Below are 13,442 nucleotides of genomic sequence, written 5' to 3'. Positions count from 1 at the left end.
ATTGGCCGGTCGTAGGACTTCAGTTCTGGCAGCTCGCGATTGTTCGCCCAGTGCTGGGTGATGCGTTGCCCGTGAGTTGTTGTCGGAGCGATCAGCAGGCTCGGCAACTGGCGGTCACGCAGCAGTTGCGCCAGTAATGCCGGCCACTCGGCGCCCGAGGTCAGGTGGATTTCGGTGTGCACCGCCTCCATCAGTTTGCGCAGTTGCGGGATGCGTTGCTCGGCGCTGTAGGTGTAGGGCTGGGTGACCAGATCGACATCGAAGTTGTCGGCAATTGGCGTGGTGCCGGTCAGACTTTTCCGCAGTTTGCCGAGGATATTTTGCTTGGCGCTCATCGACGCTCTCCCTGTTTGGCCAGATGCTCGCGGGCCATGTCATGCAACGAACGCGCGGCCGGTTTTGGCGCGCTGTGGTTTTGCGTCCATGGGCCGACATTGCTCGGCGTAAGGGCGCGCAGGCGCGTGGCGAAAAAAGCGAACAAGCGGTACAGCGTCGGCGAGCTGTTGAGTCTGGCCCAAGCGTTCCAGATGAAGCGCTCCTTGCGCGAATACTTGCTGCCCTGGCCACGCATCACCTGATTCGGTGCGTCCGGGGCTTTGACGTTTTCCTCGCGCAGACGGCGCAGGATCGCCGGGATCGGAATTTTCACCGGGCAGACTTCACCGCAGGCGCCGCACAGTGAGGACGCGCTCGGGTGGTCCGGAACCTTGGCCAGGCCGACCATGTGCGGGGTGATGATTTTGCCAATCGGCCCCGGGTAGACCTCGCCATAAGTGTGGCCGCCCACTCGGGTGTACACCGGGCAGTGATTCATGCAGGCGCCGCAACGGATGCAGTTCAGGGTCTGGCGCAATTCACTGTCGGCGAAGGCCTGGCTGCGACCGTTGTCGAGCAGCACCAGATGCACTTCCTGCGGGCCGTCGAGTTCATGCTCCTTGCGCGGGCCGGAGATCATGTTGACGTAGGTGGTGATCGGAATGCCCAGCGCCGAGCGCGTCAGCAGTGACAGCAGCGGCACCACGTCGCGCAGGTTTTCCACGACTTTTTCGATGCCGGTGACGGCGATGTGCACCGGGGGAACGGTGGTGGTCATGCGCCCGTTGCCTTCGTTTTCCACCAGCAGCAGGGTGCCGGTTTCGGCGACGGCGAAGTTGACGCCGGAGACGCCGATGTCGGCTTCGAAGAATTTCTGCCGCAGGACCCTGCGACCGATCTGAATGAGTTGGTCAACGTCCTTGGTGTATTCCACGCCAAGTTTGTCGTGGAACAAGGACGCGACCTGACCGGCATTCTTGTGGATCGCCGGCATAATGATGTGTGAAGGCTTCTCGTGGTCGAGCTGGACGATGTACTCCCCCATGTCGGACTCCAGACATTCAATGTCCCGAGCCTCGAGGAAATGGTTCATCTCCATCTCTTCGCTGACCATCGATTTGCCCTTGATCACTTGCCGCGCCTCGTGAGCGCGGATGATCGATAAGACGATGCCATTGGCCTCGTCCACCGTTTCCGCCCAGTGCACTGTCACACCGTTGCGGGTCAGGTTCTGTTCCAGTTGCTCGAGCAGCTCGGGCAACTTGGACAGCGCGCGGGCCTTGATCGAATTGCCCAGTGCGCGCAAGTGTTCTCTTTCGTGGGCATCGCTGAAAGCCGCTGCCCGCTTGGTCATCAGTGAATCCATGGCAGTGCGGAAGTTGTTCCGCAGCTGCTGATCACCCAGGGCATTGTGTGCCCGGGTGCGGAAATCTTCTTCTACGGCGACCGTAGGAATAATCGTCGAGGTGCTCATTGCGCACCTCCGGTTCGCTGCCAGAGGAAGCTCGCCAGATGTTGCCCGCGCAACGCTTGCTGCTGTTTCTCCAAAGCGCCGTTGATGTTCATCAAACAGCCGCAGTCGGCACTCAGTACCTTGTGCGCGCCGGACTCCTTCAGCGCGCGGGTCTTGTCAGCCACCATCGCGCCGGAAATGTCTGGCATACGGACGCTGAATGTCCCACCGAAGCCACAGCATTCGCTTTCGTGGTCGTGATTAACCCGCTCCACGTTGCTCAACTGCGCCAACAACTCGCGGCCGTGCAGGTGGGTGTTCATTTCGCGGCGTGCCGAACACGAGGTGTGCAGCGCGACTTTCACCGGTTCGCCGCTGTCCTTGAGCTGCACCTTGCAGACGAACAGCAGAAACTCGGCCAATTCATAGGTGCGCGCTGCGAGCGCCTGCACCTGTTTCAACGTCTCCGGCTCGTCCTTGAACAAGTCGGCGTAATGCTCGCGCAGCATGCCGGCGCAGGAACCCGACGGCACCACCACCGGATAATCGCCGGCAAACAACGCCAGTTGCGAGCGCGCTACCGTCCGCGCCTGCTCGGTGTAGCCTGAGGTGTAGGCCGGTTGGCCGCAGCAGCTCTGCCCTTGCGGATACTCGACCCGAATCCCTTCGCGCTCCAGCAGATGGATCGCGTCCATCCCGGCTTCGGGGTAGAACAGGTCGACCACACACGTGCCGAACAGGTAGACCCGCGACGGTTTCTCGCTGGGGTATTGCCGAGGTTCGGGCAGTGGCGGTGCCACGCGGGTCGCGTTCGGCACAGCGTTGTAAAAAAGCTCGCTCATCAGGCGTGTCTCCGGGTGGGCCCGGTTATCCGTCTGCTGCGGCTGCCGAATATAAAGCGCATTGCTTTCAGCAGCCTTACAGACCCGGTGGTGAATTGCTGACGCCGGATCACGGGCCGGCGTCGGTTATTTCCGTCTTTCTTGTAGGTTTAGTGCACCAGCATGCCGGTGAACCAGTAGGCCTGAGCCAGGGTGATCAAACCGACAATCGTTGCAAAGAATAGGCTGTGCTTGAGGGTGAAGCGGAACAGATCCGATTCCTTGCCGACCAGACCGGTCGCGGCGCAGGCCACGGCGATCGATTGCGGCGAGATCATCTTGCCGGTCACGCCGCCACTGGTATTGGCCGCCACCAGCAAGGTGTCATTGACGCCGATCTGGTGGGCGGTGGTCGCTTGCAACGAACTGAACAGCGCGTTCGACGACGTATCTGAACCGGTGAGGAACACGCCCAGCCAACCGAGGAACGGCGAGAAGAACGGGAACGCGGCGCCAGTACCCGCCAGCACCAGGGCCATGGTCGACGACATGCCGGAGTAGTTGGTGACAAAGGCGAACGCCAGCACCATGCCGATCGACAGGATTGGCCAGCGCAGTTCGTAGAAGGTCTCTTTCAAAGTGGTCAGACCAGTTTTGAAATTGATCTTCAGTACCAGCATCGAAATCAGCGCGGAGAAGAAAATCGCCGTTCCGGTGGCGGAAATCGGGTCGAGTTTGAACACCGCTGGAATCGCGGTCGGGTTGGCCACGATCGGCGCAGTCTTGATCACCAGTTGATCAAGGTGCGGAATCGCGAAGTTGAACACCCAGCTGTACATCGAGCCGCCGGCAGCGAACATGGCTTTGAAAGGCTTCAGCGTCCAGATCGTCACCAGCACAGTGAGGATCAGGAACGGCGACCACGCCTTGAAAATTTCCCCGAGGCTGTAGGGCGAAGCGACGGTGGTGCGCTTCTGGCCGAAACCGCCGACGCTGGCGCTGACCACTGAAGCGGACACGGCGCCAACGATGTGCTGGCCGGCGGCGCGACGTGGTTGCCAGACCTTGAGGAACAGGGTCAGGGAAATCAGGCTGGCCAGTGCCGAGGTGATGTCCGGCAGTTCCGGGCCGATGAAGTTGGAAGTGAAGTATTGGGTGATGGCGAAACTCAAGCCTGCCACCAGCGCGGCCGGCCAGGTTTCGCGCACACCGCGCAGGCCGTCCATCATGAACACCAGCCAGAACGGCACGAACAGCGACAGCAGTGGCAGCTGGCGACCGGTCATGGCGCCGATCTTGAAGGCGTCGATGCCAGTGACCTGGCCCGCCACGATGATCGGAATCCCCAGCGCGCCGAACGCCACCGGAGCGGTGTTGGCGATCAGGCACAGGCCGGCGGCGTACAGCGGGTTGAAGCCCAGTCCTACAAGGAGTGCGGCAGTAATCGCGACCGGCGCGCCGAAACCGGCGGCACCTTCCAGAAATGCGCCGAAGCAGAAACCGATCAGCAACACCTGCAAGCGCTGGTCATCGGTAATCGACAGAACCGAGCTGCGGATGACTTCGAACTGACCGCTCTTCACCGTCAGCTTGTAGAGGAACACCGCCGCGACAATGATCCAGGCAATCGGCCACAGACCATAAGCGAAACCATAACCAGCGGCGGCGAACGCCATGTCCACTGGCATCTGGAAGGCGAATATCGCTACGGCAATCGAAAGTGCGAGGGTGATGCTGCCGGCCACATGGCCTTTGAGGCGGAACACCGCCAGGGCGAGAAAGAAGAACACGATGGGAATGACGGCCGCGAGAGCGGAGACGCCAAGACTGCCGAGCGGACTGTAGAGCTGTTGCCAGGTTTGCATGGTGGGGTGGCCCCTAATTGTTGTTGGTCAGGCACTGTGAGCGATCTTGGGTAATTGGTAAGACCAATTTACAAGCGCTGTTGGCTAGGGTAAAAGCCTTGGTGGCGGTGTGTCAATTTGCCGCTCTGAAACTTTCGTCGAAGATGCGGTGCAGAGCGCAACTGATCCGCTTTGGCGAAGTGGTGTCTGGCAGGTGTCGGCGGCGCGCGGATAGGCCAGAATAGACACCCCGGCGAGCGGTCGGGATCGTGGAGAAATGAGTTATGGGCTTTGATCAGATACGTCAGCGCCGTTTGTCTGACGATATTGTCGAGCGCCTCGAGGGGATGATCCTTGAGGGCACGCTGAAGTCGGGCGAGCGGCTGCCGGCCGAGCGCACGCTGGCCGAACAATTTGGCGTATCACGCCCGTCGTTGCGCGAGGCGATTCAGAAACTGGCGGCCAAAGGCTTGCTGGTCAGTCGCCAGGGCGGCGGCAATTATGTGGTGGAAGGCCTGGGGTCGACGTTCAGCGATCCACTGCTGCAATTGCTTGAAAGCAATCCCGAAGCGCAACGTGATTTGCTCGAATTCCGCCACACCCTGGAGGCATCGTGCGCCTACTACGCCGCATTGCGCGCGACTGATGTTGATCGTGAACGCCTGACTGCTGCCTTCGAAGAGCTGCAGGATTGCTACTCGCGTCACGAAGAAGTCAGCCGGGCGGAAGAGGGCGCGGCGGATGCGAAGTTTCATCTGGCGATTGCCGAGGCCAGTCACAATGCGGTGTTGCTGCATACGATTCGCGGCTTGTTCGATCTGCTCAAGCGCAACGTTGTGACCAACATCGGCGGCATGTACAAACAGCGTACGGAAACCCGCGACATGCTGATCTCGCAGCATCGGGAATTGTATCTGGCGATTATCGAAGGGCGTGCCGAGCAGGCGCGAGAAGTGTCCAGCCGCCATATTCTGTATGTGCAGGAAGTGCTGGAAGAGGTGCGTCAGGAGGTACAGCGCATGGCTCGGGCGGAGCGGCGCAAGGGGATGTAGTCAGTTAGTTCTGCAAACGATCGTTCCCACGCTCTGCGTGGGAATACAGCAATGGACGCTCTGCGTCCGCGTTGTGACGCGGAGCGTCACGGGATGCATTCCCACGCAGAGCGTGGGAACGATCAGGGTGGAAAACTAATCTTCCTTGCCCTTGTTGCGCACCGCACGCTGCAATTCACGCCCGGCATCGCGCTCGCGCTCGGTGTCGCGCTTGTCGTATTCCTTCTTGCCCTTGCCCAGAGCGATTTCGCACTTGACCATGTGCTTGCTCCAGTACCAGGACAGGCAGACGCAGGCGTAACCCTTTTGCTGCACGGCGGCGGCAAGCTTGTCCAGCTCGCGGCGGTTGAGCAGCAGTTTGCGTGTGCGCACCGGGTCGGCGATGACGTGGGTGCTTGCGGTCATCAACGGCGTGATGTGGCTGCCGAGCAACCATGCTTCGCCGTCCTTGAGCAGCACGTAGCTGTCGACCAGCTGCAACTTGCTCGCCCGCAGACTTTTTACTTCCCAGCCGGCCAGGACCAGACCAGCCTCGAACTTGTGCTCGATGAAGTAATCGTGTCGCGCCTTTTTATTCTGCGCGATGGTCCCTGTTGGGTGTTTCTTCTGTTTAGCCATAGGGGCGGCATTATATGGAGTTGTTCGGCTGTCGGCTACGGTGTTGCTGCGTGCTTGAGCAGGTTGAGTGAATCCCGGACAATGCGGCCTCTTTTTCTAACGCTTGGGCGTGATAAACGATGTCGACAGACAAGGTTTCTGTCCACGGCAGTTGGGCTAGCCGCTGGGTATTCATACTCGCCGCGACCGGTTCGGCCGTGGGACTGGGTAGTATCTGGAAGTTCCCCTACATGGTCGGGGTCTACGGCGGCGGTGCCTTTGTGCTGATGTTCCTGGCGTGCATCGCGCTTATCGGTGTCCCGGTCATGCTCGCGGAAACCCTGATCGGCCGGCGCGCCCGGCAAAGTCCGGCGAATGCCCTGAAGGTGTTGGCACTGGAAGCCGGGCACTCGGCGAAATGGTCGTGGGGCGCGTTTGCCGGGATGATCACGGCCCTGCTGATTCTTTCTTTCTACAGTGTGGTCGGCGGCTGGTCGCTGGATTACATCGTCGACATGGGCCGTGGCGATTTCCAGGGCGCGACGGCCGATCAGGTCGGCGCCTATTTCGGCAATGTCATCTCCAATCCATGGCGCCTGACACTTTGGCACACGATTTTCATGCTGCTGTCGGCCTTCGTGATCGCCAAAGGCGTGGTCGCCGGGCTTGAACGCAGCCTGCGAATCATGATGCCGCTGCTGTTCGTGATGATTCTGGTGCTGCTGGGCTACAGCATGACCACCGGGCATTTCATGGAAGGCGTGCATTTCATGTTCGACTTCCACCCGGAAAAAGTCCTCGACGGCCTGCTGCCAGCGATGGGGCACGCGTTCTTTTCGCTGAGCGTCGGCGTCGGCTCCATCATGATCTACGGCGCCTACATGCCGAAGAACACCTCGCTGTCGGGCACGGTGGTCGGCGTTGCGCTGCTGGATACTTTCGTATCGCTGGTGGCCGGTCTGGCGCTGTTTCCAATTGTATTTGCTGCCGGCCTGAACCCAAGCGAAGGCCCGGGGCTGATGTTCGTCAGCCTGCCGTTTGCTTTTGGTAACGTCTTTTTCGGCCAGTTGATGGGCGTGGTGTTCTTTGTGCTGGTCGCGGTGGCTGCCTGGAGTTCGGCTATTTCGCTACTCGAACCGATGGTGGCTTACCTGGTTGAACGCACTAAAATCAGCCGCATCTGGGTGACGTTCTGGCTGGCGTTCACCTGCTGGTTCGTTGGTCTGGGCACGGTGTTTTCTTTCAATATCTGGAAGGAAGCCAAGTTTTTCGTGAACGAAGGCGGGGCGTTCAGCCTCTATCAATGGGGTGCGCAGAGCGGTCTCGACTTCTTCGGCGTGATCGATTTCTTCACCTCGCGGATCATGTTGCCCCTTGGTGGCTTGTGTTTCGTGCTGTTCGCGGGATGGGTAATGGGGCGTGAAGCGGTGCGGGATGAATTGTCCATCCGTAACCCGGTTCTATTTGCCCTGTCCCTGTTCTTGATGCGCTACGTGGCGCCTATCGGCATTCTTGTAGTCTTTGCCGCTCAGCTCTGGAAGTAACGCTTACATGACGACACATATCCAACGATCCGCGCTCCTGCCGTACCCGGCGCAGTTTCTCTACGACCTGGTCAACGACGTCGCGCGGTACCCGGAGTTTCTGCCGTGGTGCTCGGAGGCTGAAGTGCTGGAAAGCTCCCCGGAACACATGCGCGCCAGTGTCGGCGTAGCGAAGGGCGGCCTCAGTCAGCATTTCGTCACGCGCAATACGCTGGTGCCGGGGCAGTCGATCGAGATGAATCTCGAAGAAGGCCCGTTCACTCAGTTGCACGGCATCTGGGTATTCAAGGCGCTGAACGAAAAGGCCTGCAAGATCAGTCTGGATCTGTCGTTCGATTATGCCGGGCCGTTGGTGCGCGCTACGTTGGGCCCGCTGTTCAATCAGGCGGCTAACCAGCTGGTGGATGCTTTCTGCCAGCGCGCCAAGCAGATGCATGGTTAAGCCGGTGATCGAGATAGAAGTCGTGTACGCGGCGGTTGATCGGCAGGTTCTGCGTGCGATCAGCGTCGCTGAAGGCGTCAGCGTCCGGGCGGCGGTGCACGCATCGGGCATCGCGGCCGAGTTTCCTGAGCTGAATCTGGCGCAGTGCCCGCTGGGGATTTTTGGCAAGGTCGTGGCTGACGCGGATTCTCGCCCTGTTCAGGCGGGCGACCGGATCGAAATTTATCGACCGCTGCTGGCTGATCCCAAAGAAGTTCGACGCTTGCGCGCGGCCAAGGCTGCCGAGGCCAAAGCACGCAATTCTTGATCAGACCAAACGGCAGGCAATAAAAAACCCGGAATGTCCGGGTTTTTTATTGTCTCGCCTATTACTGCGGCGAGGTGTCCAGCGGCTCTGGTGTCGGAACCGGTACGGTTTCCACACCATCGACGTCCTTCTGGATCTGATCCAGCAAGGAGCCTGGTTTGGCTGGTTTTTCAGCTTCTGGCTTGTCGGCGTTTTCAGCCGGCGCGGTCACGGTCGTGCCGCTGTCCTTGCCGAGAATGGCTTCATCACGACTCACGCCGGGCATGAAGTCACCGGACAGGCTGACAAGCTGGTCGTTGGAATTGAAGATAACGCTGATTCGTTCCTGCTGGCGTTCACCGCCACCCGGTTGCAGGCTGTACAGATAATCCCAGCGATCGGCATGGAACGTGTCGGCAAGCAGAGGGTTGCCCATGATAAACCGTACTTGCGGCCGGGTCATTCCCGGGCGTAACTGGTCTATCATGTCCTGCGTGACGACATTGCCCTGCTGGATGTCGATTTTGTAAACCCCGGGGAATGAACAACCGGCGAGTGCGAGCAGTCCCACAAAGGTGAAACTGGTTAGCAAGAGCTTGGTGTTTTGCATCGGTGGGCGACTTCCACTATCTTGGCTGGGACAACGTAAACGCCGATCATACCCGCATTAAGAGAAGCTGCGAAGCAGCATCGCGAGAAAGCTGACCATGGTTGAAAATAGCGAACTACGCAAAGCCGGCCTCAAAGTGACCCTGCCACGGGTCAAGATCCTGCAAATGCTCGACTCTACCGAGCAGCGTCACATGAGTGCCGAGGACGTCTACAAGGCGTTGATGGAAGCTGGTGAGGACGTCGGTCTGGCCACGGTTTACCGTGTACTGACCCAGTTCGAAGCGGCCGGCCTCGTGGTCCGCCACAACTTCGACGGCGGCCACGCGGTCTTCGAACTGGCTGACGGTGGCCACCACGACCATATGGTCAACGTGGAATCGGGTGAAGTGATCGAATTCTTCGACGAAGAAATCGAAAAACTTCAGAAATCGATCGTCGAGAAGCATGGCTTCGAGATGGTTGATCACAACCTGGTGCTGTACGTACGCAAGAAAAAGTAAGCATGTCGCGCGAATTTCACATTCGCGAAACGAACGAAGGCGACCTAAGGGTCGCCTTCGTGCTTTCTGCTATTTGTTACGCCTTGGCGGTCACCACCATTTTTTTCGCGTGAGCCAGGGATTCCTTGGTCAGATCGATACCGCCGAGCATGCGCGCGACTTCTTCGATGCGCTCGTTCTTTGTGAGCTTGGCGACGGCGGTGTGAGTCGCCTTCTCGTCGCGGACCTTGTGCACGAACAGATGCTGATGCCCTTGCGCCGCCACTTGCGGCAAATGCGTCACGGTCAGGACCTGGCCGCGATCACCGAGACGGCGCAGTAACTGGCCGACAATCTCGGCAGTCGGGCCGCCAATACCTACGTCCACTTCGTCGAACACCAGGGTCGGCACGCGGGAGGTCTGGGCGGTAATGACCTGAATCGCCAGACTGATCCGCGACAGCTCACCACCGGAGGCAACTTTTGCCAGCGCCTTGAGCGGTTGACCGGGGTTGGCGCTGACCAGCAGTTCGACCTGTTCCAGACCATTCGGCAGCAACTCGTCGCTGCTGTTGGCTTTCAGTTCGATGGTGAATCGGCCGCCAGGCATGCCCAGGCGCTGGATTTCCTGCTCCACCGCACTGGCGAGGCTGCCGGCCGCCTGATGACGAAGGTCGCTCAGCTCGCGCGCTTTCTCCTGATAGTGGCGGGCATAGGACGCCAGTTCTTCGCCCAGGCGCTCGATGGATTCATCGTTAGCATTGAGGGTTTCGATTTCATCGAGCAGCTTCTGCTGCATCTCGCCGACTTCGGTCGGTTGAATCCGGTGTTTGCGCGCCAAGGTGTAGATAGCGTCGAGACGCTCTTCGAGGTATTGCAGGCGAGCCGGGTCGGCATCGAAATTGTCGAGGAAGCGATTGAGCTCACCAACCGCTTCTTCCACCTGAATCTGTGCGCTGGTCAGCAGACTGCTGGCTTCACCCAGCGCACCCACCGAACTGTTCACGCTGGAAAGTCGATTGAGGCTGGCGGTCAGCGCATTCAGCACATTGCCGGAGTCGCTTTCGCTGCATTGCTCGACCACTTGCCGGCAAATGCCCAGCAAGGTTTCGGCGTTGGTCAGGTTCTTGTGTTCCTGCTCCAGTTGCTCCAGTTCGTTTTCGCCGAGACCGAGGTTTTCCAGTTCTTCGAGCTGATAGCTGAGCAGTTGATGGCGTGCGCGTTGTTCGTCGCCGGAGTTGGAAAGGCGCTCCAGTTCCTGGCGAGTCTGGCGCCAGCGCTGTGCGGCCAGTTGCACCTGACGCGCCAGATCGGTCGCGCCGGCGTACTCGTCAAGCAGGCGGCGATGGGTGTCGGTTTTCAGCAGCGATTGATGTTCGTGCTGGCTGTGTATGTCGATCAGCAGCTCGCCGAGGGCTTTGAGGTCGCCAAGCGGGCAGGGCGTGCCGTTGATATAACCGCGCGAACGACCTTCCGAGGTGATGACCCGGCGCAGGATGCACGGCCCGTCGTTTTCCAGATCGCGCTCGGCAAGCCAGGCGCTGGCTTCGGGGATATCAGCAAGATCGAAGGTGGCGAGAATGTCGGCTTTATCAGCGCCCGGGCGAACCACGCCGCTGTCGGCGCGATCACCCAGGGTGAGGCCCAGGGCGTCGAGCATGATCGACTTGCCGGCGCCGGTTTCCCCTGTGATCACGCTCATCCCGCGATCAAGTTCGAGATCGAGATGTTCAACGATGGCGTAGTTATGTACGGACAGGTGCACCAGCATAAAGGCAGCTCCCAGGCTTGAGGTCTGGTTATTTATACAGTGTTTTGTTCAGGCCTGACAATGCCCGCCCTTAGCTCGATTTGCTTGATCGAAAAGTTTTCTTAGCGCATTCAAGAATGAGTATTCAGCACTTTTTTGTAGGGACAATTGTTTTCAGCCCTTGAAGCCTGATTTTGCGGCCCCATATATCGGGGCAGAAGCGCGAGTCAGGCTCGCGGACGAAATTGAAAGGAGAATTCTATGGCTGACGAACAGACAGTAGATACGCAAAACCCAGAAGCCAATCAGGCGCCCGAAGGTTCGGGTGACGACCTGGCGACCCGTGTGCAAGTGCTCGAAGAGCAATTGGCCGCCGCGCAGGATCAGTCTCTGCGTGTTGCTGCCGATCTGCAGAACGTTCGCCGCCGTGCCGAGCAGGACGTCGAGAAGGCGCACAAGTTTGCCCTTGAGAAATTTGCCAGCGACCTGTTGCCGATCGTCGACAGCCTGGAGCGCGGCCTCGAGCTGTCGAGCCCGGACGACGAAAGCATCCGCCCGATGCGCGAAGGCATCGAGCTGACCCTGAAAATGTTCCACGACACCCTCAAGCGCTACCAGCTTGAAGCGATCGATCCGCATGGCGAGCCGTTCAACGCCGTTCACCATCAGGCGATGGCCATGCAGGAAAGTGCCGACGTCGAGCCGAACAGCGTGTTGAAGGTTTTCCAGAAGGGCTACCAGCTCAATGGTCGCCTGCTGCGCCCGGCGATGGTCGTGGTCAGCAAGGCGCCGGCACCGGTTTCGCCTTCGATTGACGAGCAGGCTTGAAATTAGCCGCAAGGCCCCCATTTAGAAGTCAAGCGTTTAAGTGCTACCGCAGTCAGCCACCACTGCTGCGGCAACAAAATCCAAAGTTTCGGGAGAGTGAACATGGGCAAAATTATCGGTATCGACCTGGGGACTACCAACTCCTGCGTCTCCGTGCTGGAAAACGGCAAAGCCAAAGTTATTGAAAACGCTGAAGGCGCGCGTACCACGCCGTCAATCATCGCTTACGCCAACGATGGCGAAATTCTGGTAGGTCAGTCGGCCAAGCGTCAGGCTGTCACCAACCCGCACAACACCCTGTACGCAGTAAAGCGTCTGATCGGTCGTCGTTTCGACGAAGAAGTTGTGCAGAAAGATATCCAGATGGTCCCTTACAAGATCGTCAAGGCTGACAACAATGACGCCTGGGTAGAAGTGAACGGCCAGAAAATGGCACCGCCACAAATCTCGGCTGAAATTCTGAAGAAGATGAAGAAGACCGCCGAAGACTACCTCGGCGAGGCAGTGACCGAAGCGGTGATCACCGTTCCGGCCTACTTCAATGACAGCCAGCGTCAGGCCACCAAAGACGCGGGCCGCATCGCTGGTCTGGACGTAAAACGTATCATCAACGAACCAACCGCAGCCGCTCTGGCTTACGGTATGGATAAGGCCAAGGGCGATCACACCGTGATCGTTTATGACCTGGGTGGCGGTACCTTCGACGTATCCGTTATCGAAATCGCTGAAGTTGACGGCGAGCACCAGTTCGAAGTGTTGGCCACCAACGGTGACACCTTCCTCGGCGGTGAAGACTTCGACATTCGTCTGATCGACTACCTCGTTGACGAATTCAAGAAAGAAAGCGGCATGAACCTCAAAGGTGACCCGCTGGCGATGCAGCGCCTGAAAGAAGCCGCTGAGAAAGCCAAGATCGAGCTGTCGTCCGCTCAGTCGACCGACGTCAACCTGCCGTACATCACTGCAGACGCGACCGGTCCTAAGCACCTGAACGTGAAGATCTCGCGTGCCAAGCTCGAAGCACTCGTTGAAGACCTGGTTCAGCGCACCATCGAACCTTGCCGCATTGCCATGAAAGACGCCGGTATCGACGTCAGCGCGATCAACGACGTGATTCTGGTCGGTGGTCAGACTCGTATGCCGCTGGTGCAGAAGCTGGTTACCGATTTCTTCGGTAAAGAAGCGCGTAAAGACGTCAACCCGGACGAAGCTGTTGCCATGGGTGCTGCGATTCAGGGCGCTGTTCTGGCCGGTGACGTGAAAGACGTGCTGCTGCTCGACGTCAGCCCGCTGACCCTGGGTATCGAAACCATGGGTGGCGTGATGACCGCGCTGATCGAGAAAAACACCACGATTCCTACCAAGAAATCGCAAGTGTTCTCGACTGCCGACGACAACCAGGGTGCTGTGACCATTCAC

Annotated in this window: 13 protein-coding genes and 1 pseudogene; 7 read left to right on the top strand and 7 right to left on the bottom strand. The window is 59.1% G+C overall.

The window, feature by feature from the left end:
* The 4 genes and pseudogenes from OQK_RS07220 to OQK_RS07205 all read right to left on the bottom strand — a co-directional run.
* A pseudogene (locus OQK_RS07220) lies at window positions 1-335 on the bottom strand (lactate utilization protein); the annotation flags it as partial.
* Window positions 332-1,789 (bottom strand): LutB/LldF family L-lactate oxidation iron-sulfur protein, encoded by a 1,458-nt coding sequence (locus OQK_RS07215; protein ID WP_016771778.1) that lies wholly within the window; start codon window positions 1,787-1,789, stop codon window positions 332-334. The gene OQK_RS07215 and the pseudogene OQK_RS07220, both read right to left, overlap by 4 nt.
* The gene (locus tag OQK_RS07210) at window positions 1,786-2,610 is read right to left on the bottom strand and encodes a (Fe-S)-binding protein (RefSeq protein WP_016771777.1); all 825 of its coding nucleotides are present in this window, start codon (window positions 2,608-2,610) and stop codon (window positions 1,786-1,788) included. The genes OQK_RS07215 and OQK_RS07210 overlap by 4 nt, the downstream gene beginning before the upstream one ends.
* Window positions 2,611-2,759: 149 nt before the next feature.
* Window positions 2,760-4,454 carry a lactate permease LctP family transporter gene (locus tag OQK_RS07205; protein ID WP_016771776.1) on the bottom strand — a complete coding sequence of 565 codons (1,695 nt, stop codon included), beginning with the start codon at window positions 4,452-4,454 and terminating at the stop codon, window positions 2,760-2,762.
* A 263-nt stretch (window positions 4,455-4,717) separates the two neighbouring features.
* Here OQK_RS07205 and OQK_RS07200 point away from each other — a divergent pair, with 263 nt between their 5' ends.
* Complete coding sequence (locus OQK_RS07200) at window positions 4,718-5,485, top strand: FCD domain-containing protein (RefSeq protein WP_016771775.1); 768 nt, start codon at window positions 4,718-4,720, stop codon at window positions 5,483-5,485.
* A gap of 135 nt (window positions 5,486-5,620) precedes the next feature.
* On the opposite strand, the gene smpB is transcribed toward OQK_RS07200, so the two are convergent.
* Window positions 5,621-6,103 carry an SsrA-binding protein SmpB gene (gene smpB / locus OQK_RS07195; RefSeq protein ID WP_007953781.1) on the bottom strand — a complete coding sequence of 161 codons (483 nt, stop codon included), beginning with the start codon at window positions 6,101-6,103 and terminating at the stop codon, window positions 5,621-5,623.
* Between the two features lie 119 nt (window positions 6,104-6,222).
* Here smpB and OQK_RS07190 point away from each other — a divergent pair, with 119 nt between their 5' ends.
* Genes OQK_RS07190 through OQK_RS07180 form a run of 3 tightly spaced genes read left to right on the top strand, consistent with a single transcriptional unit; the run spans window position 6,223 to window position 8,375 of the window.
* Window positions 6,223-7,626, top strand: a complete 1,404-nt coding sequence (locus tag OQK_RS07190) for a sodium-dependent transporter (RefSeq protein WP_016771774.1) — start codon at window positions 6,223-6,225, stop codon at window positions 7,624-7,626.
* A 7-nt stretch (window positions 7,627-7,633) separates the two neighbouring features.
* Window positions 7,634-8,068 (top strand): type II toxin-antitoxin system RatA family toxin, encoded by a 435-nt coding sequence (locus tag OQK_RS07185; RefSeq protein WP_016771773.1) that lies wholly within the window; start codon window positions 7,634-7,636, stop codon window positions 8,066-8,068.
* Window positions 8,061-8,375, top strand: coding sequence for an RnfH family protein (locus tag OQK_RS07180; RefSeq protein ID WP_016771772.1), 315 nt, complete (start codon window positions 8,061-8,063; stop codon window positions 8,373-8,375). The genes OQK_RS07185 and OQK_RS07180 overlap by 8 nt, the downstream gene beginning before the upstream one ends.
* A gap of 61 nt (window positions 8,376-8,436) precedes the next feature.
* On the opposite strand, the gene OQK_RS07175 is transcribed toward OQK_RS07180, so the two are convergent.
* Complete coding sequence (locus OQK_RS07175; protein WP_016771771.1) at window positions 8,437-8,964, bottom strand: outer membrane protein assembly factor BamE; 528 nt, start codon at window positions 8,962-8,964, stop codon at window positions 8,437-8,439.
* A 97-nt stretch (window positions 8,965-9,061) separates the two neighbouring features.
* Between OQK_RS07175 and fur the strand changes: the two genes are divergently transcribed.
* Entirely contained in the window at window positions 9,062-9,466 is a 405-nt protein-coding gene (gene fur, locus OQK_RS07170; RefSeq protein ID WP_016771770.1) for a ferric iron uptake transcriptional regulator, read from the top strand.
* Window positions 9,467-9,542: 76 nt separating this feature from the next.
* Here fur and recN read toward each other — a convergent pair whose 3' ends face one another.
* Window positions 9,543-11,216: a DNA repair protein RecN gene (gene recN, locus OQK_RS07165; protein ID WP_016771769.1), complete on the bottom strand. Its 1,674-nt coding sequence runs from the start codon at window positions 11,214-11,216 to the stop codon at window positions 9,543-9,545.
* Window positions 11,217-11,456: 240 nt separating this feature from the next.
* Between recN and grpE the strand changes: the two genes are divergently transcribed.
* On the top strand, window positions 11,457-12,023 hold the full coding sequence (grpE, locus tag OQK_RS07160; RefSeq protein WP_016771768.1) for a nucleotide exchange factor GrpE: 567 nt from the start codon (window positions 11,457-11,459) through the stop codon (window positions 12,021-12,023).
* Window positions 12,024-12,125: 102 nt separating this feature from the next.
* Window positions 12,126-13,442, top strand: a 1,317-nt coding sequence (gene dnaK, locus OQK_RS07155; RefSeq protein ID WP_038860678.1) for a molecular chaperone DnaK, incomplete at its 3' end; no start/stop codon positions are given.

It is taken from the genome of Pseudomonas sp. R62 (assembly GCF_000257605.1).
GTDB classification, from domain to species: domain Bacteria; phylum Pseudomonadota; class Gammaproteobacteria; order Pseudomonadales; family Pseudomonadaceae; genus Aquipseudomonas; species Aquipseudomonas atacamensis.
This window is presented reverse-complemented; position numbering and strand designations above follow the sequence as displayed.

What these genes read in the sequence shown, in the direction of transcription:
- recN (WP_016771769.1), bottom strand. Translation starts at nt 11,216, where the DNA reads ATGCTGGTGCACCTGTCCGTACATAACTACGCCATCGTTGAACATCTC.
- smpB (WP_007953781.1), bottom strand. Translation starts at nt 6,103, where the DNA reads ATGGCTAAACAGAAGAAACACCCAACAGGGACCATCGCGCAGAATAAA.
- OQK_RS07210 (WP_016771777.1), bottom strand. Translation starts at nt 2,610, where the DNA reads ATGAGCGAGCTTTTTTACAACGCTGTGCCGAACGCGACCCGCGTGGCA.
- OQK_RS07215 (WP_016771778.1), bottom strand. Translation starts at nt 1,789, where the DNA reads ATGAGCACCTCGACGATTATTCCTACGGTCGCCGTAGAAGAAGATTTC.
- OQK_RS07180 (WP_016771772.1), top strand. Translation starts at nt 8,061, where the DNA reads ATGGTTAAGCCGGTGATCGAGATAGAAGTCGTGTACGCGGCGGTTGAT.
- grpE (WP_016771768.1), top strand. Translation starts at nt 11,457, where the DNA reads ATGGCTGACGAACAGACAGTAGATACGCAAAACCCAGAAGCCAATCAG.
- OQK_RS07175 (WP_016771771.1), bottom strand. Translation starts at nt 8,964, where the DNA reads ATGCAAAACACCAAGCTCTTGCTAACCAGTTTCACCTTTGTGGGACTG.
- fur (WP_016771770.1), top strand. Translation starts at nt 9,062, where the DNA reads ATGGTTGAAAATAGCGAACTACGCAAAGCCGGCCTCAAAGTGACCCTG.
- OQK_RS07200 (WP_016771775.1), top strand. Translation starts at nt 4,718, where the DNA reads ATGGGCTTTGATCAGATACGTCAGCGCCGTTTGTCTGACGATATTGTC.
- OQK_RS07205 (WP_016771776.1), bottom strand. Translation starts at nt 4,454, where the DNA reads ATGCAAACCTGGCAACAGCTCTACAGTCCGCTCGGCAGTCTTGGCGTC.
- OQK_RS07185 (WP_016771773.1), top strand. Translation starts at nt 7,634, where the DNA reads ATGACGACACATATCCAACGATCCGCGCTCCTGCCGTACCCGGCGCAG.
- OQK_RS07190 (WP_016771774.1), top strand. Translation starts at nt 6,223, where the DNA reads ATGTCGACAGACAAGGTTTCTGTCCACGGCAGTTGGGCTAGCCGCTGG.